Genomic DNA, 25,774 nt, shown 5'->3' with positions numbered 1-25,774 from the left:
TGCGTGTCTGCCCCCCACCCGCGCCCGTGGACGTGCCACGACGAGGAGGGGAACCCGACGAGTCTACCGGCCCCACGGCGTCCACTGTGCCGCCGCGTCGGCCCGCCCCCGCCCGGCCGTCCACAGGCCCGGCGACGCCGGGTGCTGGGGAGCCCGGGACGTCAGGCGACCCGGACGACGAGCGCGTCGGGCGCCCGGTCGAAGTCACCGCCCGTGGGGTCGTCCAGACCGCGGGTGGCGCGCACGGGGTCGTCCGCCGGGCGCCGCACCTCGCGGACGACGCACACGACCAGCCACGCCACCGCCGCCGTGCGGGCGAGCAGGACGGCCGAGTAGAGCTCGGGCGGCAGCGCGCGGTCGGTGTTCGTCTGTCCCGCGATGTAGAGCCAGACGGCCCCGAAGTAGGCGGCCTCCGCGCCCCACCACAGGAGGTGGTCGCGCCAGCGCGGCACGGCGAGCACCGCCAGCGGCAGCAACCACAGCGAGGCCTGCGGCGGGAAGGACGCGCCCAGGACGCAGAACCCGGCGACCAGCAGGAACGCCACCTGGGCCAGCCGTGGCCGGCGCGGTGCCCACAGGACGAAGACCGCGACGAGGAGCACCCAGACGACCCACGCCCCGAGCGTCAGGACGACCACGGCCCCACCGGGCAGACCCGAGGCGTCCTTCGCCCCGACGGACTGCTGGACGAGCTGGGGCAGCAGCCACAACGAGCCGTAGCCCGCCCGCTGGTCCAGGAAGGACCGCAGCGGGGCGGCCCAGGCGGTCGAGGCGGTCAGCGCGACGGGCAGGTTCACCGCGAGCCACACGCCGGCCGCCGTCCCGACCGTCGTCGCCGCCGCGCGGCGGCGCCCGGTCCGCACCGCCAGGAGGACCAGCGCCACGAGCAGCAGCACCGGGTACAGGCGGGCCGCGAGCGCCAGGCCGAGCAGGACGCCCGCCGCGACGGGACGGCGCCGGGCCCAGCAGGCCAGCCCGGCGGTGGCCAGGGCGACGGCCGCGAGGTCGAAGGACAGCAGCGAGGTGAGCACGAGGACGGGGCTCGCGGCGAGCAGGACGGTGTCCCAGCCGCGGCGCCGGCCGGTGACGGCGTGCAGGGAGACGACGAGGGCGAGGGCGGCGAGCAGGAGCAGCACCGCGGCGGCGTCGAAGTAGGTGCGCTGGGCGGCGACGGTCACCTCGTGCGGTGCCACCCGGGCGACGAGCCAGGACAGGAACGCCGTCAGCGGCGGCTGGTCGAGGTTCACGCCGGCGGAGAAGGGGCCGCCGCCGGAGGCCAGCCCGGAGGACGTGTAGACGACCGGCAGGTCGGAGTAGCAGGCGTGCACGAACTGGTCGGGGCTGTTCCAGCCCTGTGCGCGGCAGTGGTGCTTGGTGACGGCGCCCAGGGCCACGGCGACCGTGGCGAGCACGAGGGAGACGGGCAGCGCCCGCACCCACCAGGGCCCGTCCCCGCCGAGGCGTCGGCCGGCCGGGCCGCCGAGGAACTCGCTGCCCTGGCGGGCCAGGGCGTCCACCGTGGTGGGCGGCACGGAGGGCACCTGCGCCTCCGGGACCGGGCCGGCGTCGGGGGTCTGCGAGCTCACCCCTGCAGCTTCCCCTACCCGGCCGTCGCCGCGCCGCTCGCCGCACCACCGGCGCTCGCGGCGGCCGGGTCCGGCGAGGCGTCAGCGCGCGCCTGGTCCCGTCCCTGGCCCTGGCCTCCGGTGCCGTCCCCGCCGGTGGCGGTGGCGCTCGGACGACCGGTCTCGGTGGGCCGGCCGGAGCCGGACGTCGGCCGGCTGGTCGCCCCGCCGGAGGGCTCACCGGACGGCGTCGGGTCACCCGTCGGGCTGCCGGTCGGCGAGTCCGTCGGGGACTGCGTGGCGGTCTGCGTGGGCGTGTCGCTCGGCGTCGGCGCCTGCGTCGAAGAGGACGAGGTGGACGACGAGGAGCCCGAGGAGCCCGAGGAGGACGAGGAGTCCGAGGACGAGCCGCGCGAGGTGCCGACGTTCGCCCGGTCCGGGAAGTCGCTCTTCGGCGTGCCCTGGAGGGCGGCGCGCATGAACGCCGTCCAGATGCGGACGGGGTAGGACCCGCCCGTCACCTCCCCGCCACCGAGGTCGAGGGAGACGTTCTTCGTCCCGTCGGCCGTCGTCTGGAAGAGGGCCACGCTGGCCGCCATGTCCGGGGTGAACCCCGCGAACCACGCGGCGAGGTTGTCGTTGGTCGTCCCGGTCTTGCCGGCCGCGGGGCGCCCGAGCCTGCTGCCGGCGTACGAACCGGTCCCGGACTTCACGACCTGCTGCAGCGCGTAGGTCGCGTCGGCCGCGACGTCGCTGGGGAACGCCTGCTGCGTCGTGGGCGACGCGGTGTAGGTCCGCGCGCCGGTCGAGTCGTCGATGGTGGCGATGGTGTGCCACGCCGTGCGCTGTCCCTGGGCCGCGAACGTCGCGTAGGCCTGGGTGACGTCGATCGGGTGCGGCGCCGAGGTGCCGAGCACGTTGGAGATGTACTGGTCGCCCTCGAGGCCCGGCGTGTCCTGGGGGTAGCCGGCCGCCACCGCGACGTCGCGCGTCTTGGCGGGGGTGACCTCCTCGTTGAGCTGGCCGTAGACGGTGTTCACGGAGTGCTCGGTGGCGGTGATGAGGTCGATGCGTCCGAACTGCTCGTTGCCGTAGTTGCGGGCGGGCCAGCCGTCGATGGTCTGCGGGCTGGAGCCGTTGAAGGTGGTCCGCAGCGACATGCCGTCCTCGAGCCCCGCCACGAGAGCGAACGGCTTGAAGGTCGAGCCCGGCTGCGCCCGGGCCTGCGTCACGTCGTTGAACTGGTTGGAGAGGTAGTCCGACCCGCCGTACATCGCGGTGACGCCACCGGTCTTCGGGTCGATCGCCGACAGCGCCACGTGGAACCCCTCGGGCACCTTCGACGGCAGCTGGTCCTGGACGGCCTGGACGGCGGCGGCCTGCGCCTTGGGGTCGAACGTCGTGACGATCTTCAGACCGCCGCGCTCGATGTCCTCCTCCGACAGCCCGACCTTGCCGGTCAGCTCGTCCTGCACGGTCTTGAGCAGGTACCCGTTCGTGCCCCGCCACTGGGTGTTCGGCTGCTGCTCGATCGTCTCGGGCAGGCCCGCCTGGGCGCGGTCGGCCGGGGACAGCCAGCCCTCGGAGACCATGCCGTCGAGGACGTAGTCGACGCGGGCCTTCGCGGCCGCGGCCTGCTCATCCCCCTTGCGGGGGTCGTAGTTGCCGGGGCCCTTGAGCAGTGCCGCGAGGAGCGCACCCTGCGAGACGTTCAGCTGCGAGGCGTCCACGCCGAAGTAGGCCTGCGCTGCAGCCTGGATGCCGTAGGCCCCGCGCCCGAAGTACACGGTGTTGAGGTAGTTCTGCAGCGTCTCGTCCTTCGACTGCTGCTGGTCGATCTTCAAGGAGATGAAGAACTCCTCGAACTTGCGCGTGTAGGACTGCTGGTCCGTCAGGTAGTAGTTCTTCACGTACTGCTGGGTCAGCGTCGAGCCGCCCTGCGTCGTGCCGTCGCTGACGTTCGTCCACAGCGCGCGGGCGATGCCCGTCGGGGAGACGCCGCGGTTCTCGTAGAAGGTGCGGTCCTCGGCGGCGAGGACGGCCTTCTGCACGTGGTCGGGGACCTGGTCGAGCGTGACGTTCTCGCGGTTGCGCGCGGCGAACGTGCCGAGCTCGGTCGTGCCGTCGGCGAAGTAGACGGTGCTCGTCTGGGCGTCGGCCAGCTTGTTCGGGTCCGGAACCTTGACCAGCTCGTAGGCCGCCGCGAAGCCCCCGACGGCGAGCGCCACCCCGGCGACGAACAGCCCCAGGATCCAGCCCAGCACGGCCCGGCGACGCGGTCGACGACGGGCCGGCCGGCGACCGGCGCCGGCCCCCTGACGGGCGGCGGGACGGTGCGGCGGGACGGGAGCTGGGCGTCGCGAAGCCACGGGGGTCTGGTCCTCCAGCGGTGGGGTGGGGCAGCCTTCCATCGGCAGCTGCCGCTCCAGTATGCGTCGGAGGAGGGGGGTCGCCCGCCGTCGGCGAGGGCCCGGTCCGGTCCGCACGACACCTCCACAGCCCCGCCACGGCGCTCACGACGGGCGCCCACGGGCTCGCTACGGTGTGCCGGTGGCGGTCCTGCGCGAGCTCGGTGGACTGCTCCGCACACGCCGCTACCGGCACCTCATGGCGGTCCGGCTGACCGGACAGGCGGCCGACGGGGCCTTCCAGGCCGGGCTCGCGTCCCTCTTCTTCTTCTCCCCCGAACGGCAGGCCACCCCCGCGGCCGTCGCGTTCGCCTCCGCGGTGCTGCTCCTGCCGTTCACCGTCGTCGGGCCGTGGGCGGGGGTGCTGCTGGACCGCCGTCCGCGGCGCTCGGTGCTCGGGTACGGCAACCTGCTGCGCGCCGCCGTCGCGCTGGTGGGCGCGGGGGCGCTGGCCGCCGGGTCCTCCGACGTCGTCGTGGGGGTCCTCGCGCTCGTGGTGCTGTCGGTCAACCGGGCGCTGCTGGCGGGGTTGTCCGCCGCCCTGCCGCACGTCGTGACGCCCGACCGGTTCGTGCTCGCCAACTCCGTGACCCCGACGGCCGGGACCGTCGCCGCGGCCGCGGGGGCCACCGCCACGGTCGCCGTGACGGCGTCGCTGGGGACGGGGTCGGGCGCCGACGTCGGTGCGCTGGGCGTCGCGGCGCTGGCCTACGCGGTGTCGGGGGTCGTCGCCCTCGCCTTCCCGAGGACCCTGCTGGGTCCACCGCCCGGCGCGGTCGGCGCGGCCCGTCGCACCGTGCGGGACAGCGCTGCCGACGTCGTCGCGGGCGTCCGGCACCTGCGCGACCGCGTCCCCGCGGCCGCGGCGCTCGGGCTCGTCGCCTGGCACCGCTGGTCGTTCGGGCTGACGACGGTCGCCATGGTCGTGCTGTGCCGCCGGGTCCTGGCCGCCGAGGACGACCCGTCGGCGGGGCTCGCAGCGCTGGGGGTCCTGCTCGCCGCGGTGGCCGTGGGCGCGGGTCTGGCGGCCGTGCTCGCGCCGTGGGGCGCGGGCGGCGGCCGGGTGCACCGGTGGATCGCGGGGTGCCTGCTGCTGGCCGGGGTCGCGCAGGTCGTGCTGGGCCTGACGGCGTCGCAGCCGTTGCTGGCCGTGGCCGCAGGACTGCTGGGGCTGGGTGGCCAGGGCGCCAAGATCGGCGTCGACACCGTCGTGCAGCGCAGCGTCGACGACGCCTACCGCGGCCGGGTGTTCACGGCCTACGACCTCGTCTTCAACGTCAGCTACTGCCTGGCCTGCGCGGCCGCGGTGGTGCTCGTCCCCGCCGACGGGCGGCTCGGGGCGGTGGCCGTCGTGCTGGGACTGGGCTACGTCGGGTGCGCGCTCCTGCAGGGACGTGGCCGCAGCCGCGTCACGGTCTGAGGCGGCTCAGGGGGTCTGGCCTTCGCCCCGGGGCAGGGTCGGGTCGGGCGCCGTGCCCGTCTCCGTGCCCGTCGCCGTGCCCGTCGGCGTGGGCAGGGGCGTGACGGTCGTCGACTGGGTCGTCGTGGGACCGGGCGTCCCCGGCAGGGTCACCGGCGGCGGCGTCACCACGGGCGGCGTCACCACGGGTGGCGTCACCACGGGGGGCCTCCGCGTGGGCGGACGGATCGTCGGGGGGACCGTCGTCGGCGGGTTGGTCGTGGGCGGCGTCGTCGGTGGGGTCGTCGTCGGCGGCGCCGTCGTGGGCGGGTTCGTCGTCGGGGGGTTCGACGTGGGTCCCGTCACCGGCGGGATCACCCCGGCGGTCGGGCCCTGACCCGAGGGGGCGGGCGTCCCGACGGGCGCGGGCTGGCCGGGGACGCTCGACGGCACCGCCGGCGAGACCTCCGACGGGGCTCCGCTCAAGGGTTGCCCGGCCGACGTGCTGCGCCGGGTCGAGGGGGCCTGGCCGCCTCCGCCACGCGACTGCTGGGCGGTGCTCGGCGCGGCGTCGCCGGCCGTCGTCGCGGGCTGGGGCACCGAGCTGGTCGGCAGGGTGCTCGACTCCTGCGGGGGCTGGACGATCGCGACCGGGTTCGGGACGTCGCGCAGCGTGCCCTGCTGGACGGCGGTGATGGCCACGGCCGTGCCCGCGGTCGCGAGCAGCAGCGCCCCCACGACGACCACGACCGGCCGCTTGGGCAGCGACCGCGTCGCCCCCACCGGGGCGACGGGGACGAACTGCGTCGGGGCGGACTGCCCGTCGTAGGGGTCGAGGGAGGTGCGGGGTTCGACGAAGGCCCGCATGCCGTTGACCCACGCCGGCAACCGGTCGGGACGTTGCGCCGGGTCCGGCGACAGCGCCTGCAGCAACAGGTCGGCCAGGCCCGGGTGGGGCGCGGTGAGCGGGGCGGCGCCCAGCTGCCGGCGGACCAGGGCGGGGTCGACCACCCCGTCGGGGGAGGTGGCCGGCGCCGTGCCGGTCAGCACGAAGAGGGCCGTGGCGCCGAAGCCGAAGACGTCGCTGGCCGCGGACGGCAGCGCACCGGCGCGGACCTCCGGAGCCGTGTAGACGGTGTGCGGGGACCGCTGCAGCGGGCCGTGCCGCAGACCACCGAGGCTGGCGCCGGCGAGGCGGACCCCGTCGGCGGGCCAGAAACCGCCGAGGCGGACCGAGCGCGGGGTGATGTCGCCGTGGACGAGCGGCGGGGCGTCCTCGGAGCCGCGGTGCAGCTCGGACAGGACGCTGGCGGCGGTGGCCAGGACGGTGAACCGCTCCTCGACACCGGCTCCGGGGTCGTCGCGCAGCCAGTCGGCGACGGATCGGCCCGCGGCCTGCTCCAGGACGGCGTAGCTCCAGTCGGCTCCGCCGGTGGACGCCTGCCCCGGCGGGTGCGGCGCGGGACCGGAGAAGGTGTCGACGACCCCGGCCAGGCGGGCGTGCCGGACGCGGGCCAGGCCCGCGGCGCGTTCGCGCCACAGCTCCTCGGGCGAGACCTCCTCCGAGACCGCCTCGGCCCCGTCCTCGTCCTCGGGGTCCGGCGCGTGCCGCACCTCGAGGTCGTCGACGGCGCGCGGGCGCAGGGCGGCGAGGGTGAACAGGGCCTCACCCGCCTGGGCGCGGTGGTCGAGGACGTGCCACGCCTCGTCCGCGCCCTCGGCCTCACCCAGCAGCTCGTAGCGGTCGGGGTCCTCGACCGGCCCGGCGTGGTGACGCACGAGGGACGGGACGTCGGGGGAGGTGAGCCTGTCGTCAGGCCATCCCTCGGTCGTCACCTGCGGCTCCTCCGCACCTCGGCGGCGCTGCGCGCCCTCGCGGGCGGTGCGCCGTGTTCGGAGGCCCATGATGCCCCAACCGGGGCGTCCCGCCGACCCGTTCGGCCCATCCGAGGACCTAGGGGTTGAGATCCGGGACCCGGCACGCTAAGCGAGCGCGGCCCGGGCGGGCTCGAGCCCCTCCACCTGCACGGCGGGCCGTGCCCGGGCGCCCCAGTCGGCGGCCTCCAGGCGCAGCCGCTGGCCGACGACGGGTGCGTCCCGGCGGACCACGGTGCGCTGCCCGTCGTCGGTGTAGCCGAGCCGGCGCGAGACGCCCAGGGACGCGGGGTTGTCGAGGAAGGCGTCGCTGCGGGCGCGCACCGCTGCCAGTCCCACGAAGGCCAGGTGCAGGACGGCGGTCCGCATGAGCGTGCCCGTCCCGCGGCCCTGGTGCTCGAGCCCCAGCCACGACCCGGTGGTCACCTCGCGCAGCAGGCGGAAGTGGCGGGCCTCCAGCGACTGCGTGCCGACCACGGCCCCCGCGCGGCGGACGACGAAGTCGATGCGCCAGTCCTCCGGCGTCCACGAGGCCCAGCCGCCGAGCTGCCAGCGCAGCGTGCGCCGCGCCCGCTCGTCGGGGTCGCAGTCGCTCCACGGGAACGCGAAGGGCATGGCGTCCGCGGCGTGCACCCCGCGCGCGGCCACCCGGGACAGCTCGACGACGCCCTCGAGGTCCCCGGTGCGCAGCTCGACGTCCCCGTCGGGGCGGGGGACGGTCAGGCGCAGGGCGGCGAACGGGTGCAGGTCGGTGGGCAGCACCCTCCCGATGCTGTCCCGGGCGACCCGCCGGCCGCCACCGGATTCCCCCGGCGTCAGGACGGCTGGTCGAACACCGTCACCCGCGGCGGGGCACCGTCGAACGCGCTCACCTCGACGGTCGCGTGCTGGCCGGTGCAGGCCTGCGCCAGGCGCGAGGAGCCGACGTCGCGCGTGAGGACGTTGACGTTCCCGTGCCCGCACGTGACGCCGGCGGCCGCGCCGGCGACCGGGTCGAACCAGGCGCCCGTGGACATCTGCACGACGCCGCGGCGGACGGCGTCGGACAGCACGAGCCCTCCGAGGCAACTCCCCCGGCGGCTGCGCAGCACGACGACCTGACCGGCGCCCAGGCCCCGGGCGGCGGCGTCGTCGGGGTGCATCCGGACGGGTTCGCGACCGGCGACCTTCCCCGCCTGCGACGTGGCGCCGTGGTCGAGCTGGCTGTGCAGTCGCGTCGCCGGGTTGTTCGCCACCAGGTGCAGCGGGAACTCCGCGTCGGGGAGCTCCTCGGGCGCCAGCCAGACGGGGTGGCCGGGGCAGTCGTCGTAGCCGAAACCCGCGACGGTCTCGGAGTGCAGTTCCACGCGGCCACTCGGCGTCCGCAGCGGGAACGTCTCGGGGTCGGCGCGGAAGCTGGCGAACATCACCTTCTCGGCGGGTTCGGGCGGCAGCACGAACTCGCCGGCTGCGACGAACTCGGCGTACGGCGGGGCGGTGATCCCGGCGCGGGCCGCGGGTCCGGCGCGCCACTCCTCCCACAGGTGCTCGACCCACTCCTCGCCCGTGCGTCCCTCGGTGAACCGCTCGCCCGTGCCGAGGCGCTGCGACAAGCCGGCGAGGACGTCGTAGTCGTCGCGGGCCCGTCCGAGGGGTTCGTGGACCCGGCCCATGGCGATGAGCCGGTCGTCGTACCGGGCGGCGCCGATGTCGTTGCGCTCCAACGTCGTCGTCGAGGCGAACACGACGTCGGCGTGCCGGGCGGTGGCCGTCCAGAACGGTTCGTGGACGACGACGGTCTCGGCGGCGCGGAACGCGCGCTGCAACCGGGAGAGGTCCTGGTGGTGGTGGAACGGGTTCCCGCCGGCCCAGTGCACGAGCCGCAGGTGCGGGTACGTCTCGCGGCGTCCGTCGACGTCGTACTCCTCCCCCGGGTGCAGCAGGGCGTCGGCGATGCGGGCCACCGGGATGCGCACCCGCAGCGGGTCGGCGAACTGCGGGAACGTCGGCAGCGGGTAGGAACCCGCCCGCTTGCCGACCCCACCGGTCGAGGCGTAGCCGTGGCCGAAACCTCCGCCGGGCAGGCCGATCTGCCCGACCATGGCGGCGAACGCGACGGCCGCCCACAGCGGCTGCTCCCCGAACCGGGTGCGGGCCACGGACCAGCTGACGGTGACCATCGTCCGCCCGCGGACGGCCCGTCGTGCGAGGTTCCGGACGGTCCCCGCGGGGATCCCGGTGATCCCCTCGGCCCACTCGGGGGTGAACGGGTCGAGGGTGGCGAGGAACTCCTCCGAGCCCGTGGTGCAGCGGCGCAGGAACTCGGTGTCGTGCAGGCCCTCGGCGCGCAGGACGTGGCACATCGCCAGCAGCAGCGCCGCGTCGGTGCCGGGCACGACGTCGAGCCACTGCGCCCCGAGTTCCGCGGCGAGGTCGTCGCGCAGGGGCGAGACGAGGACGAACTCGGCCCCGCGCCGGCGGGCGCCGCGCAACCGGCCGGCCACCTCGTGCCGGCTGATCCCGCCGCTGGCGACCTCGGAGTTCTTCGCGGGCAGCCCGCCGAACGCGATGACGAGGTCGGTGTGCTCCTCGACGCTCGTCCAGGACGTCGGGGAGATGAGGGGTTCCTGGTTGCCGACGACGCGCGGCATGAGGACCTCGCCGACGCCGTGGCTGTAGGTCCACGACGAGCGGACCGCGCCGCCGAGGACGTGCGAGAACCGGTGCAGCTGGCTCTGGGCGTGGTGGAACCGCCCGGCGCTGGCCCAGCCGTAGGACCCGGCGTAGACCCCGCGCGGTCCGTGCTCGTCCAGGACCCGGCGGTACTCCCCCGCGACCCGGTCGAGCAGCTCGTCCCACTCCACGGGCAGGAACTCGTCGCGGCCGCGCCGCTCGTCCGGGCCCGGGCCGTCCTCCCACCAGCCGCGGCGCACGTGCGGGCGCAGCACCCGCGCCGTCGGTGTCGCCGCGACGGCGACGTTGGCGAGCAGGGCGGACGGCTCGGGGTCGTCCGGGTGCGGGAGGACCTGGAGGCCGCCGTCGGTCGGGACGGCGGAGAAGGCCCCCCAGTGCGAGGAGTGCGGGATGCTCACGCCCCCAGTGTCGGGCACCGGCGACTGCACCGGTCGGACGGTTCCGCTGCGCCGAACGGGTGATGAGGGCATCATCGAGGGAGGGTGGAACTCCCCGCCCGGCGGGCGAGAGAGGCCTCGATGTCCCCAGCTCCCGACGGCCCCCGTCGACCGCCCGCCCTCGACGCCAGCGTCCTGCCCGGTCTCGTCGGCTACGAGCAGGCGGCCCTGGACGCCGCCGGCGTCTCCCTCGTCATCTCCGACGCCCGCGCCGACGACGTGCCGATCTGCTGGGTGAGCCCGGCCTTCACGACCCTGACGGGCTACGCCGCCCACCGGGTGCTCGGGGCGAACTGCCGCTTCCTGCAGACCGACCAGACGAGCGAGAGCTCCCGGGCCCGCATCCGGGAGGCCCTGGAGCGGGGCGAGCCGATCCGCGAGACGCTGCTGAACCGCCGCGCGGACGGCTCCGTCTTCTGGAACGAGCTGCTGCTGGCCCCCATCCGCCACGGCGGTCGGGACGTCACCCACGTCGCCGGCTACCAGGTCGACGTGACGTCGCGGGTGACGGCGCACGCGGCGCACGACCGCTTCCTCGAGGCCGAGCGCCGCGCCTGGTCTCAGGCGGGCAGGACGCGCGCCTCGCGGTAGCGGTCCACGAGCCCCAGCAGGGCGCGCTCGGTGCTCACGTACCCGGTGAACCCGGCCAGCCGGCTGCGGGTCATGTCGGCCAGCACCTCGACGTCGCGGCCGAGGTCGGAGTCGCTGTGCCACCACGACGCGACCTTGGACAGGTCCTCCTCGACCAGGCCGTGCTCTGCCACCAGCCGGGCCCAGACGGGTTCGGCGTCGCGCATCTGCTCGGTGAGGGTCAGGGGTTCCTCGCCCGGTCCCTGCGGTTCGACGCCGAGGTGCCCGGCCAGCCGCGGCCAGAGCCGGCGCCAGCGCACGACGTCGCCGTTGACGACGTTGAACGCGGTGTCTGCGGCCTCGGGAGTCGTCGCCGCCCACAGCTGGTGGTCGGCGAGCTGCCCGGCGTCGGTGAGGTCGACGACGCCGTCCCACTGGGTGCGCGAGCCCGGGAAGACGAAGGGCCGGCCGGTGGCGCGGACGACGGCCGCGTAGGCCCCGAGGGTCGGGACGAGGTTCATGGCGTTGCCGACGGCGAACCCGGTGACGGTGTGCGCGCGGTGCACCGACCAGCCGAACCCGTGGCGCTCGGCCGCGGCGAACAGCTCGTCCTCCTGCGCGTAGTAGAAGTTCTCCACGTCCAGCCGCGGGGCGTCCTCGAGGAACGGGGTGTCCGGCAGGTTTCCCTGGCCGTACGCCTCGAACGGCCCCAGGTAGTGCTTGAGCCCCGTGACGAGGGCGGCGTGCCGGACCGACCCCTGCGCACCGAGCACCGCGAGCAGGTCGCGGACCATGCCGCCGTTGACGCGGACGTTCTCGGCCTCGGTCTCCTGCCGCGCCCAGGCCGTGACGAAGACGTGCGTGGGGGCCAGACCGGCGAGCTCGCGCTCGAGGCTGTCGCGGGAGAACAGGTCGGCGCGCACGTGCTCGACCCCGTCGACCGTGGGCGGGCGCCGGGACAGGCCCGAGGTGCGCCACCCGGCGGCGACGAGCTGCTCGGCCAGGGCGGTGCCGGTGATCCCGGTGGCGCCGACGACGAGGGCGTGCGCGCCCTCCGGAGGGGTCCGCACGGGGACGGGGGCACGGTCGGGGTGGGGGGAAGGGGCAGCCATGCTCACCACGGTAGGCACATCGACCCGACGGGCGCTCACTGGAGTGCTCACTACAGTGGAGGGGTGGACGACGACGGTACCGCCGACACCACCCAGGGGTTCGGCGCCCGGCTGGCTCGTGAGCTGCGGTCCGCCCGACTGGACCTCCGCCTGAGCACCGCGGCCCTCGCCGAGGCCGCCGGCGTCTCCCGGGGCGCGGTGCTGAAGGTGGAGAGCGGGGCGTCGCAACCGTCGGCGGCCTTGCTGGGCCGGCTCTGCGGACCGCTGGGGTTGACGTTGTCGGAGCTGTTCGCCCGCGTCGAGGGACCCGTGCGCGAGGACGAGCGGGTCGTGCGCGCCGCCGACGTCCCCGTGTGGACGGACCCCGCCAGCGGGTACCGCCGCCGGTCCCTGTCCCCCGCGGGCAGTCACCTCGAGCTCACCGAGATCGAGCTGCCGGCGGGGGCGGCCGTGACGTACCCGGCCGCCGCGTACGCCCGCATCCACCAGCAGGTGTGGGTCCTCGACGGCACGCTGGAGCTCAGCGAGGGCGCTGTGACGCACGTCCTCGCGACGGGCGACGGCGTCCAGCTCGGCCCCCCGGCCGACTGCACCTTCCGCGCCCGGGACGACACGACGGCGCGCTACCTGGTCGTGACCGCGCCGCGCTGACCTCGGAGTGCGACCATCTATGCACGCTTGGTGACGATTCGGCCACGATGCTGGATTCACCCGGTCGGAGCACTCAAGGAACGCGTCCCACCTGCCGAGGAGGTGGTCATGATCGCGAGACTGCAGCAGGACCGGACGGGTGACCCCGGCCGGGCCACCGGACCGGCTGCCCCCGTGCGCGGCGGCGGCATCCGGCTCGCGGTCACCACGGCGCTGCTCGTCACCCTCCTCACCGCGCTCATGCCGGTGCTGGCCCACACCAAGGACCTCTCCGAGGTCGTCTGGTGGCCGGCGGCGGGCGCGGCGCTCGGGCTGGCGGCACGGCGACCGGCCCGGCGGTGGTGGTGCGTCGCCGGGACGCTCGTCGGTTCGGTCCTCGCCTTCCAGGTGGTGCGGGTCGAAGGCATCGAGACGCCCATCTTCGCGAGTGCGCAGGCGCTGCAGTGCGGGGTCGGCGCATCGCTGATCTCCGCGCTCGGCCGAGGGGAGTCTGCGCGCTTGCGGCGGGGGCGGGACGCCTGGCGCTTCACCGCCGGGGCCGGGGCGGGGGTCGCCGCCGCGACCCTGCTCGTCCAGACCGCCGACCGCTCCGACGGCGCCCCGTACGCGCTGGCCCAGCTGCTCGGGATCCTGCTCGTCGCCCCGCTGCTCCTGCTGCCGCCGTCCTCCTGGACCCAGCGTCCCGCGGACGGCCGGCGCTCGCGGGCCGCGGTGTCGGAGTGGGCCCTCGTCCTCGTGCTGTCCGCGACCGTCTCCGGGGCCGTCTTCTGGAACCACTCCCGCGGTCCGTGGGCGTTCCTGGTGATCGTGCCGATCCTCTGGGGCGCAGCGCGCCTCGGGGTGGGCCGGGCCCTGTCGTGCCAGCTCGTCGTCGCCGTCGTCGCCACGACCGGGACCGCGCACGGCTACGGCCCCTACGGCATCGGCGTCCAGGGGGCGCTGGCCCTGCAGGCCCTCCTCTTCGTCTCCGGCGCCGTCGCGCTCGTCATGTCCCTCGTCGTCCGCTCCCGCGAGCGGGCCACCGTCACCGCCGAACGCCGCGAGGAGGTCTTCCGCCGCACGTTCGACGACGCCCTGCTCGGGGTCGCGCTGCTGCGACTGCGCCCGGACGGGTCCGCCGTGGTGGCGCGCGTCAACGAGCGCCTGCAGTCGATGCTCGGCACCGACGTCGCCGTGGGCTCGGACTGGGCCGAGCAGGTCCACCCCGACCACCGCGAGGTGTTCGTGGAGGCCGTCGCGGAGATGGCGCTCGAGGTCGGCGAGGGCCGCCAGGCGCACTGGCACGCCGAGCTCCAGCACGGCGACGGCGAGGTCTGGCTCGAGCTGGCCGCCGCCGCGTGGCCCACGCCCGGCGACGACGGCCGGCCCGGCGAGGTCGGCGCCGTCGTCCAGGTCGCCGACGTCACCCAGCGCCGGCTCGTCCAGCGCCGCCTGCGCGAGGCCGCCCTGCACGACCCGCTGACCGGGCTGCCGAACCGGACGCTGCTGGAGGACCGCCTGCGGCACGCACTGTCGGCCGCCGCCCGCAGCGGCGACCAGGTCGCGCTCCTGTACTGCGACCTCGACGACTTCAAACCCGTCAACGACACCGGCGGCCACGCGGCCGGCGACCACGTCCTCATCGACGTGGCCGACCGCCTCACCGCGGCCGTCCGCCCCGGCGACACCGTGGCCCGCCTCGGCGGCGACGAGTTCGCCGTCGTCTGCCCCGGCCTGCCCGACGAGGCCGCCGCCGCGGACGTCGCCGAACGCGTCGTGGCCGCCATGCAGGACCCGTTCCCGGTCGCCGGCTGGGAGTTCCGCGTCGGGATCAGCGTCGGCCTGGCGATGGCGGACGCCTCCCAGGACGCCACCCGCGTGCTGCAGCAGGCCGACCAGGCCATGTACGCCGCCAAGGGTTCCGGCAAGGGCCGCGTCCGGTCCGCGCCCTCCCCCCGCACGATCGACCTGCGGACCGCCGGGGCCTGAGGCTCAGCCGGGGAAGCGCGGCCAGTCGCCCACGGGCTCGGCCGACGCGACCCCGTCCAGCACGGCGGCGCGCACGACGTCGGCCGCCACCCGCTGCAGCTCGACCAGCTGCCCGACCCGCGCGGTCCGGTCGGCGGCCAGCGGCACGGCACCCGTGGCGAGCGCGAAGACGGTGTCGCCGTCGGCGAGCGTGTGCACCGGGTCCAGGGCCCGGGCCAACCCGGCGTGGGCCGCGGTCGCCGTCCGCGACGTCTCCGCGGGGTCCAGCGCGGCGTCGGTGGCGACGACGACGAGCGTCGTGTTGAGCGGGGCCGCCGGACCGCGCTCGGCGGGGCCGCCGGCCGGCACCCCGACCGCGTTGACGACGGCGAGCGCCGCCACCACCGCGTCCCCCGCCGGCAGGGCCACCCGGGCCGAGGCGGTCCCCACCCCGCCCTTCCAGCGGCCGCCCACGACGGCTCCCGTGCCCGCGCCGACGACCCCACGTGCCACCGGGTCCGACGTCGCGGCCGCGGCCGCCTCGAAGCCCATCTGCTCGGTCGGGTGGTTCCCGAAGACGCCACCGCGGCCGAGGTCGAACACGGCGGCCGCCGGGACGATCGGGACGACCTCCCCGGGCTCCGTGCCCACGGGGAACCCGCGGCCGCGGGCGGCGAGGAAGCGCTGCACGCCGTGGGCGGTGACGAGCCCGTAGGCGGACCCGCCGGTGAGGACGACGGCGTCGACCGTCGGGACGAGGGTGCGCGGGTCGAGGGCGTCGGTCTCGTGGGTGCCCGGGCCTCCACCGCGGACGTCGACGCCTCCGACCGTGCCGGGCGGGGGCAGCACCACGGTGACGCCCGTGAGCCAGCCGTCACCGCGGCGGGTGACGTGCCCGACCTGCAGCCCGGCGACGTCGGTCAGGGTTCCGGTCACGGCGAGCACGCTAGCCCCGCCCCGGGATGCGGACGCTTGCACGGCGGAGGAGGTTGAGCGCATGACCACCACCGACACCCCCGCCGTGCGGCCCACCGGCATCCACCACGTCCGGCTGACCGTGACCGACATCGCCCGGTCGAAGGCCTTCTACCAGGACGTCTTCGGCGTCGAGCCGGCCGTGGACTTCAGCGCGCAGGCCGGTGACCCGGGCGTCCGCGAGGACCAGGAGAAGCTCTACGGCGGGTGCGTCTTCGCCCTGGGCGACCAGCTCCTCGGCCTGCGGCCGGTGGCCGAGACGGGGGACCGCTTCGTGTCCACGCGCGTCGGGCTGGACCACGTCAGCCTGCAGGTCGGATCCCGCGCCGACCTCGACGACGCCGCCGAGCGGCTGTCCGCCCGCGGCGTCGAGCACGGCGAGGTCCTCGAGCTCGACCAGGGCATCGCGGTCCTGTCGCTGCAGGACCCGGACGACATCAACCTGGAGCTGACCGCCCCGCTGTGAGGCTCCCGCGGTGAGGTTCAGGGGAACCGGACGGCGAGGAGGGCGCAGTCGTCCTCGCCCCGGTTCCCGACCAGTTCCTCCAGCAGCGTGTCCAGCAGCACGTCCAGATCGGTGGACCGGTTGCCGCGCAACGACTCCCGTACCCGCTCGATGCCGCCCACGAGGCTGCGCCCGCGCTGCTCGATGAGCCCGTCGGTGTAGAGGACCAGCGTGGCCCCCGACGGGACGTCGACCACGTGCTCGTGCCGCGGGGCGTCGGCGACGAGACCGACGAGGAGGTCCGGCGCCCCGGTCAGCAGCTCCGTGCGGCCGTCGGGGTGCAGCAGCACCGGCGGCGGGTGCCCCGCGTTCGTCCACCGCAGGGTGAACCCCTCCGGCCCCTCCTCCACGCAGGCCACCACCAGCGTCGCGAGCGCGTCCACGCCCAGCCCCGGCAGCGCCCGGTCCAGCCGCTCCACCGGGCCCGTCGGCGACTCCCCGCGGTCCCAGACGAAGGCCCGCAGCAGGCCGCGGACCTGCGCCATCGTCGCGGCCGCCGCCATGTCGTGGCCGACGACGTCGCCCAGCACGAGCGTCACCGCGCCCTGCGGCCCGACGACCACGTCGTACCAGTCCCCGCCGATCTGCTCCTCGCGCGTCGCCGGCACGTACCGGCCCCGCACCTGCAGGCGCCCCGTCGACTCCGGCAGCCGGGGCAGCAGCGACTGCTGCAGCACCTGCGCACGTGAGCGCCGCTCGGCGTCGAGCATCGCCCGGTCCAGCGCCTGCGCCGTGAACCGCGCCAGCGCGCTCCACACGTCGGCCTCGGCCTCCAGCGTCTGCCGCTCGGTGGCCCACACCAGGCACAGCACCCCGATGAGCCGGTCCTGCACGAGCAGCGGCAGGTAGGCCGACGCCGCGAAGTCCGGCATGAGCGCCTGGGTCTCCACGAGCGGGTACGCCGCGCGCAGCTCCTCGACCGAGGCGAAGAGGATCGGGCGGCGCTCGCGGGCGGCCGCGGCGGAGGGGACGGGGGCGTCGAGGTCGATGGTCTGCCAGGCCGGCTCGGTGCCCGGGGGCAGGTTGTCGAGCGTCGTGAAGCGCAGCCGGCCGTGCCCGTCGGGCAGCAGCAGCCCGCTCCACGCCCCGCCGAGCTCGGTGCTCGTCACGCGGGCGACGGTGGTGCTGACCTCCTCGACCGTGCGCGCCCCGACGAGGGCGTCGCCGAGCCGCAGCAGCAGACGGTTGCGCTCCTCGAGCACGCGCAGCCCGAGCTCGGCGGAGCAGGCGGCGGCGAGGTCCTTGAGGACGCCGAGCTGCTCGTCCGTCCAGCGGCGGGGGGCGCCGTCGATGGCGCACAGCACGCCGACGACGGGGGACCCGGCCTCGGCCAGCCCCGTGCCCGGGTCCGGCAGCCGCAGCGGCGCACCCGCGTAGGCGACGACACCGAGGTCGGGGATGGCGAGGGAGTCCGCGGTGAGGGGGTCGGTCCGGGCGTCCTCGACGGCGAAGACGGCCCCGGACGTGACCACGTGCTGGCACAGCGAGTGGGTCAGGGGCGTCTCGCGCGCCGTCTGCCACGGTTCGGGCAGACCGACGGCTCCGGGGAACACCTGGCCGTGGCGGCTGACCATCGAGACGAGGGCCACCGGGACCCCCAGGGCGAGCGTCCCGAGCCGGGCGAAGCGGTCCAGGTCGACGTCGGGGTGCGCGGGGAGCAGGGTGGTCTCGGCCAGCCCCGTCCGGGTCTGGTCGGTCGCGCTCTTCTGCACCGGTGCATCATCCCTGTCGAGGGCCCGAACGGCACCCGGTCCGGTGGGTCCGGGTTGCCCCAGGGCCTGCGGGTGCCAGAGTTGGACCCGGACGAGCACGGATCGGGGACGAACGAGGTGGCATGACGCGTCTGGAGCTGCGGGCTGATCCGTCGGCTGCTCGGCGCACCCGGTCGTGGTTGCGCGAGCAGTTCGCGACCGTCTCCCTGCCCACCCAGGTCCGGCAGACCCTGGAGCTGCTGACCACCGAGCTGGTGACGAACGCCGTGCGCCACGGCGGTGAGCCCATCGAGGTCCGGCTGCGCCAGCTCGAGGGGTCGGTGCGCGTGTCGGTCAGCGACGGCGGCGCCGGCCGCCCCCTCGTGCGGCACGTCCCCCCGACGGCCACCGGCGGACGGGGTGTCGCCCTCGTCGACACCCTCGCCCACCGCTGGGGCCTGGACCCGGCCGGGGCCGGGAAGACCGTCTGGTTCGAACTCCCCCTGGCCTAGGCCGGGGCGCGGGTCAGCCGAAGACGTCGGGGTCCGGGCCGGTGCGCTCGTCGCGGTTCAACGCCGTCAGCGCCTCGACCTGCTCGGCCGACAGCTCGAACCCGGTGACATCGAGGTTCGACACGATGCGCTCGGGCGTGACCGACTTGGGGATGACGATGTTCCCCTGCTGCAGGTGCCAGCGCAGGACGACCTGCGCCGGGGTCCGGCCGGTCTGCTCGGCGATGCCGGTGACGACGGGGTCCTCGACGAGGCCGAGGCGCTGGGCCAGCGGGCTCCACGCCTCGGTGGCGATGCCGTGCTCGGCGTTGAACGCGCGCAGGTCCTCCTGCACGAGGTAGGGGTGGACCTCGACCTGGTTCACGGTCGGCACGGTGCCGGTCTCGTCGAGCAGTTTGCGCAGGTGCGTCTTCTGGAAGTTCGAGACGCCGATGGTCCGGACCCGCCCGGACGCCTTGAGCTCCTCGAACGCCTGCCAGGTCTCGACGTAGTCGTCGGCCTGCTGCGGCCAGTGGATGAGGTACAGGTCGAGGTACTCCAGGCCGAGCTTGGCCAGCGACGCGTCGAACGCCGCGAGGGTCTTCTCGCGCCCGTGCTCACCGTTCGCGAGCTTGGTGGTGATGAACACCTCCTCACGCGGGATGCCGCTGGCGCGCAACGCGTCACCGACACCCGCCTCGTTGCCGTAACCGGCAGCGGTGTCGATGTGGCGGTACCCCGCCTGGAACGCCTGCAGGACGACCTCGGCCGTCTGCTCCGGGGGGACCTGCCACACCCCGAAACCCAGTTGGGGGATGCTGACGCCGTCGTGGAGCTGGATGCTGGGAACAGTCACCCGCGAAACCCTACGGGGCGGTCTCGAGCCCGGCGAGGTGGACCGAGCACCAGTCCCGGAACTCCGCGGCGAGCAGCGGCCGGGAGTGCAGGAAACCCTGGGTCGTGTCGCAGTCGAGACGTCGCAGGACCCCCAGCGTGTGCTCGGACTCCACCCCCTCCCCCACGATCCGCACGCCGAGCTGGTGGCCCAGCCAGATCGTCGAGGCGACGATCGCCGCCGAGCGCGGGTCGGCGGCGATGTCGGCGACGAAGCTGCGGTCGAGCTTGACCTCCTCCACGGGCAATTCCCTGAGGTAGGCCAGCGACGACCAGCCCGTGCCGAAGTCGTCGATGGACAACCCGACGCCCAGCGCGCGCAACCCCTCCAGGACGGACCGGGTGCGCGGGGAGCGGCTCATGAGGACGGTCTCGGTGATCTCCAGGACCAGGGCCGCGGGGGCGAGCCCGTGCCGGGTGAGCAGGTCGGCGACGCGCGTCGGCAGGTCGACGTCGAGGAGGTTGGTGGCGGACAGGTTCACGGCCAGGCGCAGCGGTCGCCCGGGCAGGTCCACGGCCCAGGTCGCCGCCGCGGCGAGCGCGTCGTCGAGGACGCGGTGCGTCAGGTGCCCCATGAGGCCGTGCCGTTCGGCCTCGTCGAGGAAGGCGGCGGGGCCGAGCGTCCCGAGGTCGGGGTGGTCCCAGCGCACCAGCGCCTCCGCCCCGCACACCGTCCCGGTGGGCACGTCGAGCTGCGGCTGGAACAGCACCGTCAGACGCCCGCAGTCCGCCGGTGCGAGCGAGGCGTCGTCGGACAGGCCCAGCGCCGTCCGCAGCTGGGTCATGAGCGTCAGGCTGCTGCGCTGCCGGGCCGGGTCGCTCGCGTCCCCGGCGCCGAAGGCGCACACGGTGCCCCCGAGCGTCTTCGCCTCGTACATCGCGATGTCGGCGCAGCGCAGCAGGTCCGAGGCCCGCTGCGCGTCCGCGGGACACGTCGCGACGCCGATGCTGGCGGCCACGTGGACGCGGTGCCCCAGCAGGTCGTACGAGCGGACCATCGCGCGGTGCACGGCGAGGGCGTCGGTGAGGGCGTCGGCGGTGGCGTCGGCGGTGGCGTCGGCGGTGGCGTCGGCGGTGGCGTCGGGGGCCGAACCGGGCAGGACGAGGGCCAGTTCGTCGCCGCCGAGGCGGGCGACGAGGACGGGGTCGGGGGCGGCCTGCAGCAGTTGGTGGACGACCTGGCGCAGCAGCTCGTCCCCGGCCGCGTGGCCCAGGCCGTCGTTGACCTCCTTGAAGCGGTCGAGGTCGACGATGGCCAGCGCGAAGGGCGCGTCGGCCGCGCACCGGCGTTCCAGGTCGGCCAGCAGCGCGCGCCGGTTGGCGATCCCCGTGAGGTCGTCGGTGAGGGCCTCGCGCCGCAGCGTCGCCAGCTCCAGCAGCTCCTGCTGCGACAGCACGAGCCGGACGATGGCCGCGGTCGCGGCGCCGGCGGTGAGCCAGACCACCGATCCGCCGAGGGGGTGGACGTGCCCGAGGGCCAGCAGCAGGAAGCTCAGCGGGAGCACGACCGCGGGCGTCAGCACGATGGAGAAGCGGCTGCGCTGCAACCCACCGGAGGCCGTGCGGATGCGCAGGGCGCCGACCCCGAGGAACGCCAGACCGACCACCGCCAACCCGTCGACGCCACCGCCCGGGGTGTACCGGCCCGCGAGCGAGACGACCGTGAAGACCGTGTCCGCGAGGGCGAGCAGGCCGAACCCCACGGCCAGCAGCCACCACCGCCCCCGGGACCGGACCGCGGTCACCAGGGCCGCGCAGAGGAGCAGCACGTCCAGGACGACGAGCATCACCCAGCTCGCGACGAGCGTCGACGGGAGCCCGCTGGCGCCGACGACGGGCCGCACGACGAACTCCAGGGCGAGCGCGGCCGTGACCAGCACGATGCCCAGCGCCTCGGCGACGTACCCCACGCGCCAGCGGCGCGCGCCGACCCAGACGAGCCGGATGCCGGCGGTCAGCAGGGTCCCGTAGCCGACGACGTACCCCAGTTCGAGCCCGGTGGTCCCCTGCACCCCGCGGCCGAGGACGGCCTCGGCGACGTCGAAGGCGACCTCCGAGGCGCAGTAGGCGCCGACGCCGACGGCCATCAGCGTCCAGAAGGGGGTGACGCCGCGGCAGTGCAGGGCACGCCAGACGAAGGCCGCCAGGACGACGACCTCGACGGCGTTGCCGAGGGTGAGGTCGGACAGACGACCGACGCTCAGGGGCCACAGGCCCAGGGCGGACCCGGCGGCGAGGACCGCGTACGCACCCGCGAGCACGAGCAGGCCGAGCGCGGCGCGGTCGGCACGGCGCGCTGTGCGCCCGTCGACGACGAACTCCCCGTCACCCCCGCTCACCCTCCGAGAGTGCCGTACTCAGCGCAGCTGCGGTACGCCCTCGCGCAGGTCCAGCACCCGGGCGGCGGACAGGGTCGCGGTCAGGTGCTCCGCCGCCGTCCGCACCGCGCGTTCCCCGGCCACCGGCCCCGGTGTGGCGAGGACGTCGTGCGGCACGCCGTCGACGAGCACCTCGCGGGCGTCGACCCCCGCGGCCCGCAGCGCGGCGGCGAAGGCGAGCCCTTCGTCCCGGACCGGGTCGGCCCCGGCGACGACGACCGTCGTGGGGGCGCAGCCCGCGAGGTCGCGCGCTCGGGCGGGCGCGACGTCGCTGCGGTGCCGGGTCGCGCGGTCGGGGACGTACATCCGCCAGAACCACGCGAGGTCGTCCACGGACAGCCCGAGACCGTCGCCGTAGCGGCGGTGGGAGTCGCGGTCGAGGGCGTCGTCGAGCAACGGGCAGAACAGCAGGGCGTGGACCAGCGGCGGCACCCGCCCCGTGCGGGCGCGCAGAGCCAGGACGGCGGCCAGCTGACCGCCCGCACCGTGCCCCGCCACGACCAGCGGCCCCGTCAGCCCGGGCACCCGGCCCGCCGCCAGCGCCTCGAGCACGGCCGCGGCGTCGTCGAGCGCCGCGGGCCACGGGTGCTCGGGGGCCAGGCGGTAGGACAGGCTCAGGACGGTGACACCGGCCGCCGCCGCGAGGCGCCGGCAGAGCAGGTCGTCGGTGTCGAGGTCCCCGAGCGCCCAGCCACCGCCGTGCAGGAAGAGGACGGTGGCCGACTGCTCCAGCTCGTCGGGGACGTAGAGGCGCGCCGGCCGCGGCCCGGCGGCGCCGCGGACGGCGAGGTCCTCGGTGCGCACCCCGAGGCCCGGAGCGGCCGGGGCGGGGCGGCGGGCGCGGGCGCGCGCGACGGCCAGGCCGGCGAGGTGGCGCGGGGTGAGCGAGGCGTCGACGAGCGCGCGGGCGGCGTGGAGCCGTGCGGCCTCCGCGTCGGTGAGGCGGGGGTCGAGCACGGGGGACGTCGGCACGTCGGCCTCCTCGGTCTCGGGTCGGCCTCCCAGCGTGCCGCGCCCGGCGTGCCGATGGGTTTCGTCCGGGTGCCCGTCGTGTTGCGGTCGTGTTGCCGACCGTGCCGCCGACCGGACCGGCGGGACGGCGGGATCCTGTGCGGGGCAGGATCGCGGCATGGACCTCGACGCCTTCACCGCCGCCCTGCCCAAGGTCGAGCTGCACCTGCACCTCGAGGGGACCCTCGAACCGGAGCTCAAGCTCGAGCTGGCCCGTCGCAACGGGGTCGACATCGGCCAGAGCACGGTCGAGGAGGTGCGCGCCACCTACGTGTTCGACTCCCTGGCGTCCTTCCTGGCCGTCTACTACCCCGCGATGGACGTCCTCGTGACGCGCGCGGACTTCCGCGACCTCGCGATGGCCTACTTCCGCAAGGCCGCCACGCAGAACGTCCGGCACGCCGAGGTGTTCTTCGACCCGCAGGTCCACGTCGCGCGCGGGGTGGCCTTCGAGGACGTCGTGCTCGGCTACCACGACGCCGTTGAGCAGGCGCAGCGCGAGCTGGGGCTGAGCGCCGGCTTGATCCTCTGCATCGTCCGCGACCTGCCCGTCGAGAGCGCGGAAGACGTCGTCGAGCGGGTGCTGGAGTTCCGCGAGCAGGTCGTCGGCATCGGGCTGGACTCCGACGAGCGCGGGAACCCGCCGGCGAAGTTCGCCCACCTGTTCGCCAAGGCCCGAGCGGCCGGGTTCAAGGTGACCGCGCACTGCGACATCGACCAGGAGGACACCCTGGAGCACCTGCGCCAGGTCCTGGAGGACATCGAGGTCGACCGCATCGACCACGGCACGAACGTCGTGGAGGACCCCCGGCTGCTCGCGCTGCTGCAGGAACGCGGGACGGGGCTGACGTGCTGCCCGGTCTCGAACTCCTTCGTCACCGACGACAGCAAGGCCCCGGTCATCGCCGACCTGCTGCGCCGCGGGGTGAAGGTGACGGTGAACTCCGACGACCCGGCCTACTTCGGCGGGTACGTCACGGAGAACCTCGTCGCCCTGACGCGCGCGGCGGCGCTCGGCCCGGACGAGCTCATCCAGCTGCAGCGCAACGCCATCGACATCTCCTGGGCCTCCGACGACGTCAAGGAGGGGTTCCTCGCCGAACTCGACGCGTACGAGGCGCTCGTGGCGCCGCCGCTGTGATCAGCGGACGTTCGCGAGGAACCCGCCGTCCACGGGGAGGGTGTGACCGCTGATCCAGGCCGCGTCGGCGGAGGCGAGGAACGCGGCGGCCGCCGCGACGTCCTCGGGTTCGCCGACGCGGCCCAGCGGGTACCAGTCGGCCCACGCGTCCGGCATCCCGGGCTGGTCGTCCCAGACGCGGGTGCGGATCGTGCCGGGGGCGACGACGTTCGTCCGGACCCCGTGCCGGGCGTGGGTGCGGGTGAGGTTCAGCGCGAGCGCCCCGAGCCCGGCCTTGGAGGCCGCGTAGGCCTCGCTGCCCAGCCCGGCGAGGGCGTTGATGGAACTCACGAGGACGACGGCGGAGGTCGGGTGCTGCCGCAGCGCCGGCAGCGCCGCACGGGTGCAGCGGACGGCGCCGAGCAGGTTCAGGTCGAGGTTGGCCGTCCACTCCTCGTCGAGCGACTCCTCGAACTCCCCCTGCGCGAGGGCGAGGCCGACGACGTGCACGAGCGCGTGGGCGGCGAGGCCGTCGAACGCCGCGCGCACGGAGGCGTCGTCGAGGACGTCGACGGCCCGGGCCCGGTGACCGGTGCCCGCGAGTTGGGGAAGGAGCGCCTCGGCGGCCGCCCGGTCGCGGTCCAGGACGGCGACGCGCGCCCCCTCGGCGGCCAGGCGCACCGCACAGGCGCGGCCGATGCCGTGCGCGGCCCCGGTCACGACGACGTCGCGGTCGGCGAAGCGGCCGGGGCTCTGGGAGGTGCTCACCCGCCGATCCTGCCCGTCCGCTCGCCCCTGCGCGCCAGGCGGGTGCCGGCCAGCGCGCACAGGACCGGCAGGGCGGCCAGCGGAGCCACGAGCAGGTACCCGCCCCGCGCGCCCGCGGCGTCCACGACGAACCCCCCGACGACGGTGCCGAGGGCCGTCCCGGCCGTGATCGCCGTGCTCACCCAGGCGAGGGACTCGCTGAGCCGGTGGGCGGGGGCGGCGTCCTCGACGAGGCGGTTCACGGCGACGCCGAGGGGTGCGTAGGTGGCCCCGGCGAGGAAGCTCAGGACGAGGATCCCGACGACACCGGGGACGGTCGCCAGCGACGCGTAGCCCACCCCGAACAGCGCAGCGGCCGCCACCGCACCCCGGCGCGGGTCGGCCACGGGCGGCAGCACCCCGACCGCGAGGCCGCCGACGACGGCCCCGAGCGCTCCCGCGCCGAGCACCGAACCCGCGAGCTGCGGCACCCCGCGTTCGGTCGTGAGCGCGACCGCGGACAGGTCGGCGAGCCCGAACACCGCCCCCACGGCGACGCCGGCGGCCAGCACGCCGAGGACGTCGGGCCGGGTGACGGGCAGGCCCAGCCGCAGGCGCCCCTGCGGAGTGACGGTCGGGGCGCCGTGCCGCTGCACCGACAGCGCCAGGCACCCGGCAGCCCCTGCGGCGCAGGCCAGGACGAGGGCGAGCCGCGGGTCGGCGGCCGCCGCGACGAGGGAGGCCAGGGCGGGCCCGGCGACCCAGACGAGCTCGTCGAAGACGCCCTCGAGCGCGAACGCCGTGGCGAGCCGAGGATCGGCGGCCCCCTCGCGCCGCGGGTACGTGCGGGCCCAGCGGGTGCGGGTGAAGGACCCCACGGGCGCCACCCCCGCCCCCACGACGGCCGCCGCGAGCAGGACCACGGGAGCGGGTGCGCCCCCGGCGGTCACGGCGACGAAGAGGAGGGACCCGCCGACGCCCACGACCGCGGCTGCGCGCAGCGCCACGGCCTGCCCGCGGCGGTCTCCCCACCGGCCCAGGGCCGGGCCGACGAACGCCCCGGTGGCCACGACGACGGCCGACACCGTCCCGGCGAGGCCGAACTCCCCGGTGGAACGCCGGACGACGAGCAGCGCGGCGAACCCCACGACGGCCAGCGGGACGCGGGCCAGCAGACCGCTGACGGCCAGCAGCAGGTGCGCCCGCGGGCTGAGCACCTCGACGTACGACCGCACCGGACCTCCTGCGGCGACCCTGGCCCGTTGCGGCACCGGGTGTCAACGGATCGTCGTCCGGTGCCCGCCCGTCCGCCGGGTGGGGCCGTG

Annotated in this window: 20 protein-coding genes; 7 read left to right on the top strand and 13 right to left on the bottom strand. The window is 75.6% G+C overall.

The window, feature by feature from the left end; translation table 11 throughout:
• Nucleotides 1–161 precede the first annotated feature (161 nt).
• Both ACFEMC_RS00270 and ACFEMC_RS00265 read right to left on the bottom strand, forming a co-directional pair.
• On the bottom strand, nt 162–1,586 hold the full coding sequence (locus ACFEMC_RS00270; protein WP_380172465.1) for a glycosyltransferase 87 family protein: 1,425 nt from the start codon (nt 1,584–1,586) through the stop codon (nt 162–164).
• Between the two features lie 14 nt (nt 1,587–1,600).
• Nucleotides 1,601–3,934: a transglycosylase domain-containing protein gene (locus ACFEMC_RS00265; protein WP_380172463.1), complete on the bottom strand. Its 2,334-nt coding sequence runs from the start codon at nt 3,932–3,934 to the stop codon at nt 1,601–1,603.
• 181 nt (nt 3,935–4,115) lie between these two features.
• Between ACFEMC_RS00265 and ACFEMC_RS00260 the strand changes: the two genes are divergently transcribed.
• Nucleotides 4,116–5,393: an MFS transporter gene (locus ACFEMC_RS00260; protein ID WP_380172461.1), complete on the top strand. Its 1,278-nt coding sequence runs from the start codon at nt 4,116–4,118 to the stop codon at nt 5,391–5,393.
• A 6-nt stretch (nt 5,394–5,399) separates the two neighbouring features.
• Here the strand turns inward: ACFEMC_RS00260 and ACFEMC_RS00255 are convergent, their stop codons facing one another.
• The 3 genes from ACFEMC_RS00255 to ACFEMC_RS00245 form a co-directional block, all read right to left on the bottom strand.
• A complete protein-coding gene (locus ACFEMC_RS00255; protein WP_380172459.1) occupies nt 5,400–7,208 on the bottom strand; it encodes a hypothetical protein in 1,809 nt (602 codons plus the stop codon).
• Between the two features lie 147 nt (nt 7,209–7,355).
• Nucleotides 7,356–8,009 (bottom strand): GNAT family N-acetyltransferase, encoded by a 654-nt coding sequence (locus tag ACFEMC_RS00250; protein WP_380172457.1) that lies wholly within the window; start codon nt 8,007–8,009, stop codon nt 7,356–7,358.
• 53 nt (nt 8,010–8,062) lie between these two features.
• Nucleotides 8,063–10,318, bottom strand: coding sequence for a molybdopterin-dependent oxidoreductase (locus ACFEMC_RS00245; RefSeq protein ID WP_380172455.1), 2,256 nt, complete (start codon nt 10,316–10,318; stop codon nt 8,063–8,065).
• A gap of 120 nt (nt 10,319–10,438) precedes the next feature.
• On the opposite strand from ACFEMC_RS00245, the gene ACFEMC_RS00240 reads away from it, so the two are divergent.
• The gene (locus tag ACFEMC_RS00240) at nt 10,439–10,948 is read left to right on the top strand and encodes a PAS domain-containing protein (protein ID WP_380172453.1); all 510 of its coding nucleotides are present in this window, start codon (nt 10,439–10,441) and stop codon (nt 10,946–10,948) included.
• Here ACFEMC_RS00240 and ACFEMC_RS00235 read toward each other — a convergent pair.
• Complete coding sequence (locus ACFEMC_RS00235; RefSeq protein ID WP_380172451.1) at nt 10,918–12,039, bottom strand: SDR family oxidoreductase; 1,122 nt, start codon at nt 12,037–12,039, stop codon at nt 10,918–10,920. The two genes, ACFEMC_RS00240 and ACFEMC_RS00235, sit on opposite strands and share 31 nt — an antisense overlap.
• Before the next feature lie 63 nt (nt 12,040–12,102).
• Between ACFEMC_RS00235 and ACFEMC_RS00230 the strand changes: the two genes are divergently transcribed.
• Together ACFEMC_RS00230 and ACFEMC_RS00225 are read left to right on the top strand one after the other, a co-directional pair.
• The gene (locus ACFEMC_RS00230) at nt 12,103–12,690 is read left to right on the top strand and encodes a helix-turn-helix domain-containing protein (RefSeq protein WP_380172449.1); all 588 of its coding nucleotides are present in this window, start codon (nt 12,103–12,105) and stop codon (nt 12,688–12,690) included.
• A 108-nt stretch (nt 12,691–12,798) separates the two neighbouring features.
• Nucleotides 12,799–14,658 carry a diguanylate cyclase domain-containing protein gene (locus tag ACFEMC_RS00225; protein ID WP_380172446.1) on the top strand — a complete coding sequence of 620 codons (1,860 nt, stop codon included), beginning with the start codon at nt 12,799–12,801 and terminating at the stop codon, nt 14,656–14,658.
• A gap of 3 nt (nt 14,659–14,661) precedes the next feature.
• On the opposite strand, the gene ACFEMC_RS00220 is transcribed toward ACFEMC_RS00225, so the two are convergent.
• Nucleotides 14,662–15,573, bottom strand: coding sequence for a P1 family peptidase (locus tag ACFEMC_RS00220; protein ID WP_380172444.1), 912 nt, complete (start codon nt 15,571–15,573; stop codon nt 14,662–14,664).
• Nucleotides 15,574–15,634: 61 nt separating this feature from the next.
• Between ACFEMC_RS00220 and ACFEMC_RS00215 the strand changes: the two genes are divergently transcribed.
• On the top strand, nt 15,635–16,078 hold the full coding sequence (locus ACFEMC_RS00215; RefSeq protein ID WP_380172443.1) for a VOC family protein: 444 nt from the start codon (nt 15,635–15,637) through the stop codon (nt 16,076–16,078).
• A 17-nt stretch (nt 16,079–16,095) separates the two neighbouring features.
• Here the strand turns inward: ACFEMC_RS00215 and ACFEMC_RS00210 are convergent, their stop codons facing one another.
• Nucleotides 16,096–17,829 (bottom strand): GAF domain-containing SpoIIE family protein phosphatase, encoded by a 1,734-nt coding sequence (locus ACFEMC_RS00210; protein ID WP_380172441.1) that lies wholly within the window; start codon nt 17,827–17,829, stop codon nt 16,096–16,098.
• A gap of 122 nt (nt 17,830–17,951) precedes the next feature.
• Here ACFEMC_RS00210 and ACFEMC_RS00205 point away from each other — a divergent pair, with 122 nt between their 5' ends.
• Nucleotides 17,952–18,320: an ATP-binding protein gene (locus ACFEMC_RS00205; protein ID WP_380172440.1), complete on the top strand. Its 369-nt coding sequence runs from the start codon at nt 17,952–17,954 to the stop codon at nt 18,318–18,320.
• A gap of 13 nt (nt 18,321–18,333) precedes the next feature.
• Here the strand turns inward: ACFEMC_RS00205 and ACFEMC_RS00200 are convergent, their stop codons facing one another.
• Genes ACFEMC_RS00200 through ACFEMC_RS00190 form a run of 3 tightly spaced genes read right to left on the bottom strand, consistent with a single transcriptional unit; the run spans nt 18,334 to nt 22,543 of the window.
• Nucleotides 18,334–19,155 carry an aldo/keto reductase gene (locus ACFEMC_RS00200; RefSeq protein ID WP_380172438.1) on the bottom strand — a complete coding sequence of 274 codons (822 nt, stop codon included), beginning with the start codon at nt 19,153–19,155 and terminating at the stop codon, nt 18,334–18,336.
• Between the two features lie 10 nt (nt 19,156–19,165).
• A complete protein-coding gene (locus ACFEMC_RS00195; protein ID WP_380172436.1) occupies nt 19,166–21,532 on the bottom strand; it encodes a putative bifunctional diguanylate cyclase/phosphodiesterase in 2,367 nt (788 codons plus the stop codon).
• Nucleotides 21,533–21,550: 18 nt separating this feature from the next.
• Nucleotides 21,551–22,543 (bottom strand): alpha/beta hydrolase fold domain-containing protein, encoded by a 993-nt coding sequence (locus ACFEMC_RS00190; RefSeq protein WP_380172434.1) that lies wholly within the window; start codon nt 22,541–22,543, stop codon nt 21,551–21,553.
• Between the two features lie 157 nt (nt 22,544–22,700).
• Here ACFEMC_RS00190 and add point away from each other — a divergent pair, with 157 nt between their 5' ends.
• Nucleotides 22,701–23,723 carry an adenosine deaminase gene (add, locus tag ACFEMC_RS00185; protein WP_380172432.1) on the top strand — a complete coding sequence of 341 codons (1,023 nt, stop codon included), beginning with the start codon at nt 22,701–22,703 and terminating at the stop codon, nt 23,721–23,723.
• Here the strand turns inward: add and ACFEMC_RS00180 are convergent, their stop codons facing one another.
• Nucleotides 23,724–24,470, bottom strand: coding sequence for an SDR family NAD(P)-dependent oxidoreductase (locus ACFEMC_RS00180; RefSeq protein ID WP_380172430.1), 747 nt, complete (start codon nt 24,468–24,470; stop codon nt 23,724–23,726).
• On the bottom strand, nt 24,467–25,684 hold the full coding sequence (locus ACFEMC_RS00175; protein ID WP_380172428.1) for an MFS transporter: 1,218 nt from the start codon (nt 25,682–25,684) through the stop codon (nt 24,467–24,469). Before ACFEMC_RS00175 ends, ACFEMC_RS00180 begins: the two co-directional genes overlap by 4 nt.
• Nucleotides 25,685–25,774 lie beyond the last annotated feature (90 nt).

The sequence above is a fragment of the Kineococcus sp. DHX-1 genome (assembly GCF_042473625.1).
Taxonomy (GTDB): domain Bacteria; phylum Actinomycetota; class Actinomycetes; order Actinomycetales; family Kineococcaceae; genus Kineococcus.
The sequence above is the reverse complement of the archived record's forward strand: the minus strand, read 5'-3'. Positions and strand labels throughout refer to the sequence as shown.

Bases quoted from the DNA above. Each gene is read 5' to 3' on its own strand.
- ACFEMC_RS00240 (WP_380172453.1), top strand. From the start codon at position 10,439: ATGTCCCCAGCTCCCGACGGCCCCCGTCGACCGCCCGCCCTCGACGCC.
- ACFEMC_RS00235 (WP_380172451.1), bottom strand. From the start codon at position 12,039: ATGGCTGCCCCTTCCCCCCACCCCGACCGTGCCCCCGTCCCCGTGCGG.
- ACFEMC_RS00225 (WP_380172446.1), top strand. From the start codon at position 12,799: ATGATCGCGAGACTGCAGCAGGACCGGACGGGTGACCCCGGCCGGGCC.
- ACFEMC_RS00215 (WP_380172443.1), top strand. From the start codon at position 15,635: ATGACCACCACCGACACCCCCGCCGTGCGGCCCACCGGCATCCACCAC.
- ACFEMC_RS00205 (WP_380172440.1), top strand. From the start codon at position 17,952: ATGACGCGTCTGGAGCTGCGGGCTGATCCGTCGGCTGCTCGGCGCACC.
- add (WP_380172432.1), top strand. From the start codon at position 22,701: ATGGACCTCGACGCCTTCACCGCCGCCCTGCCCAAGGTCGAGCTGCAC.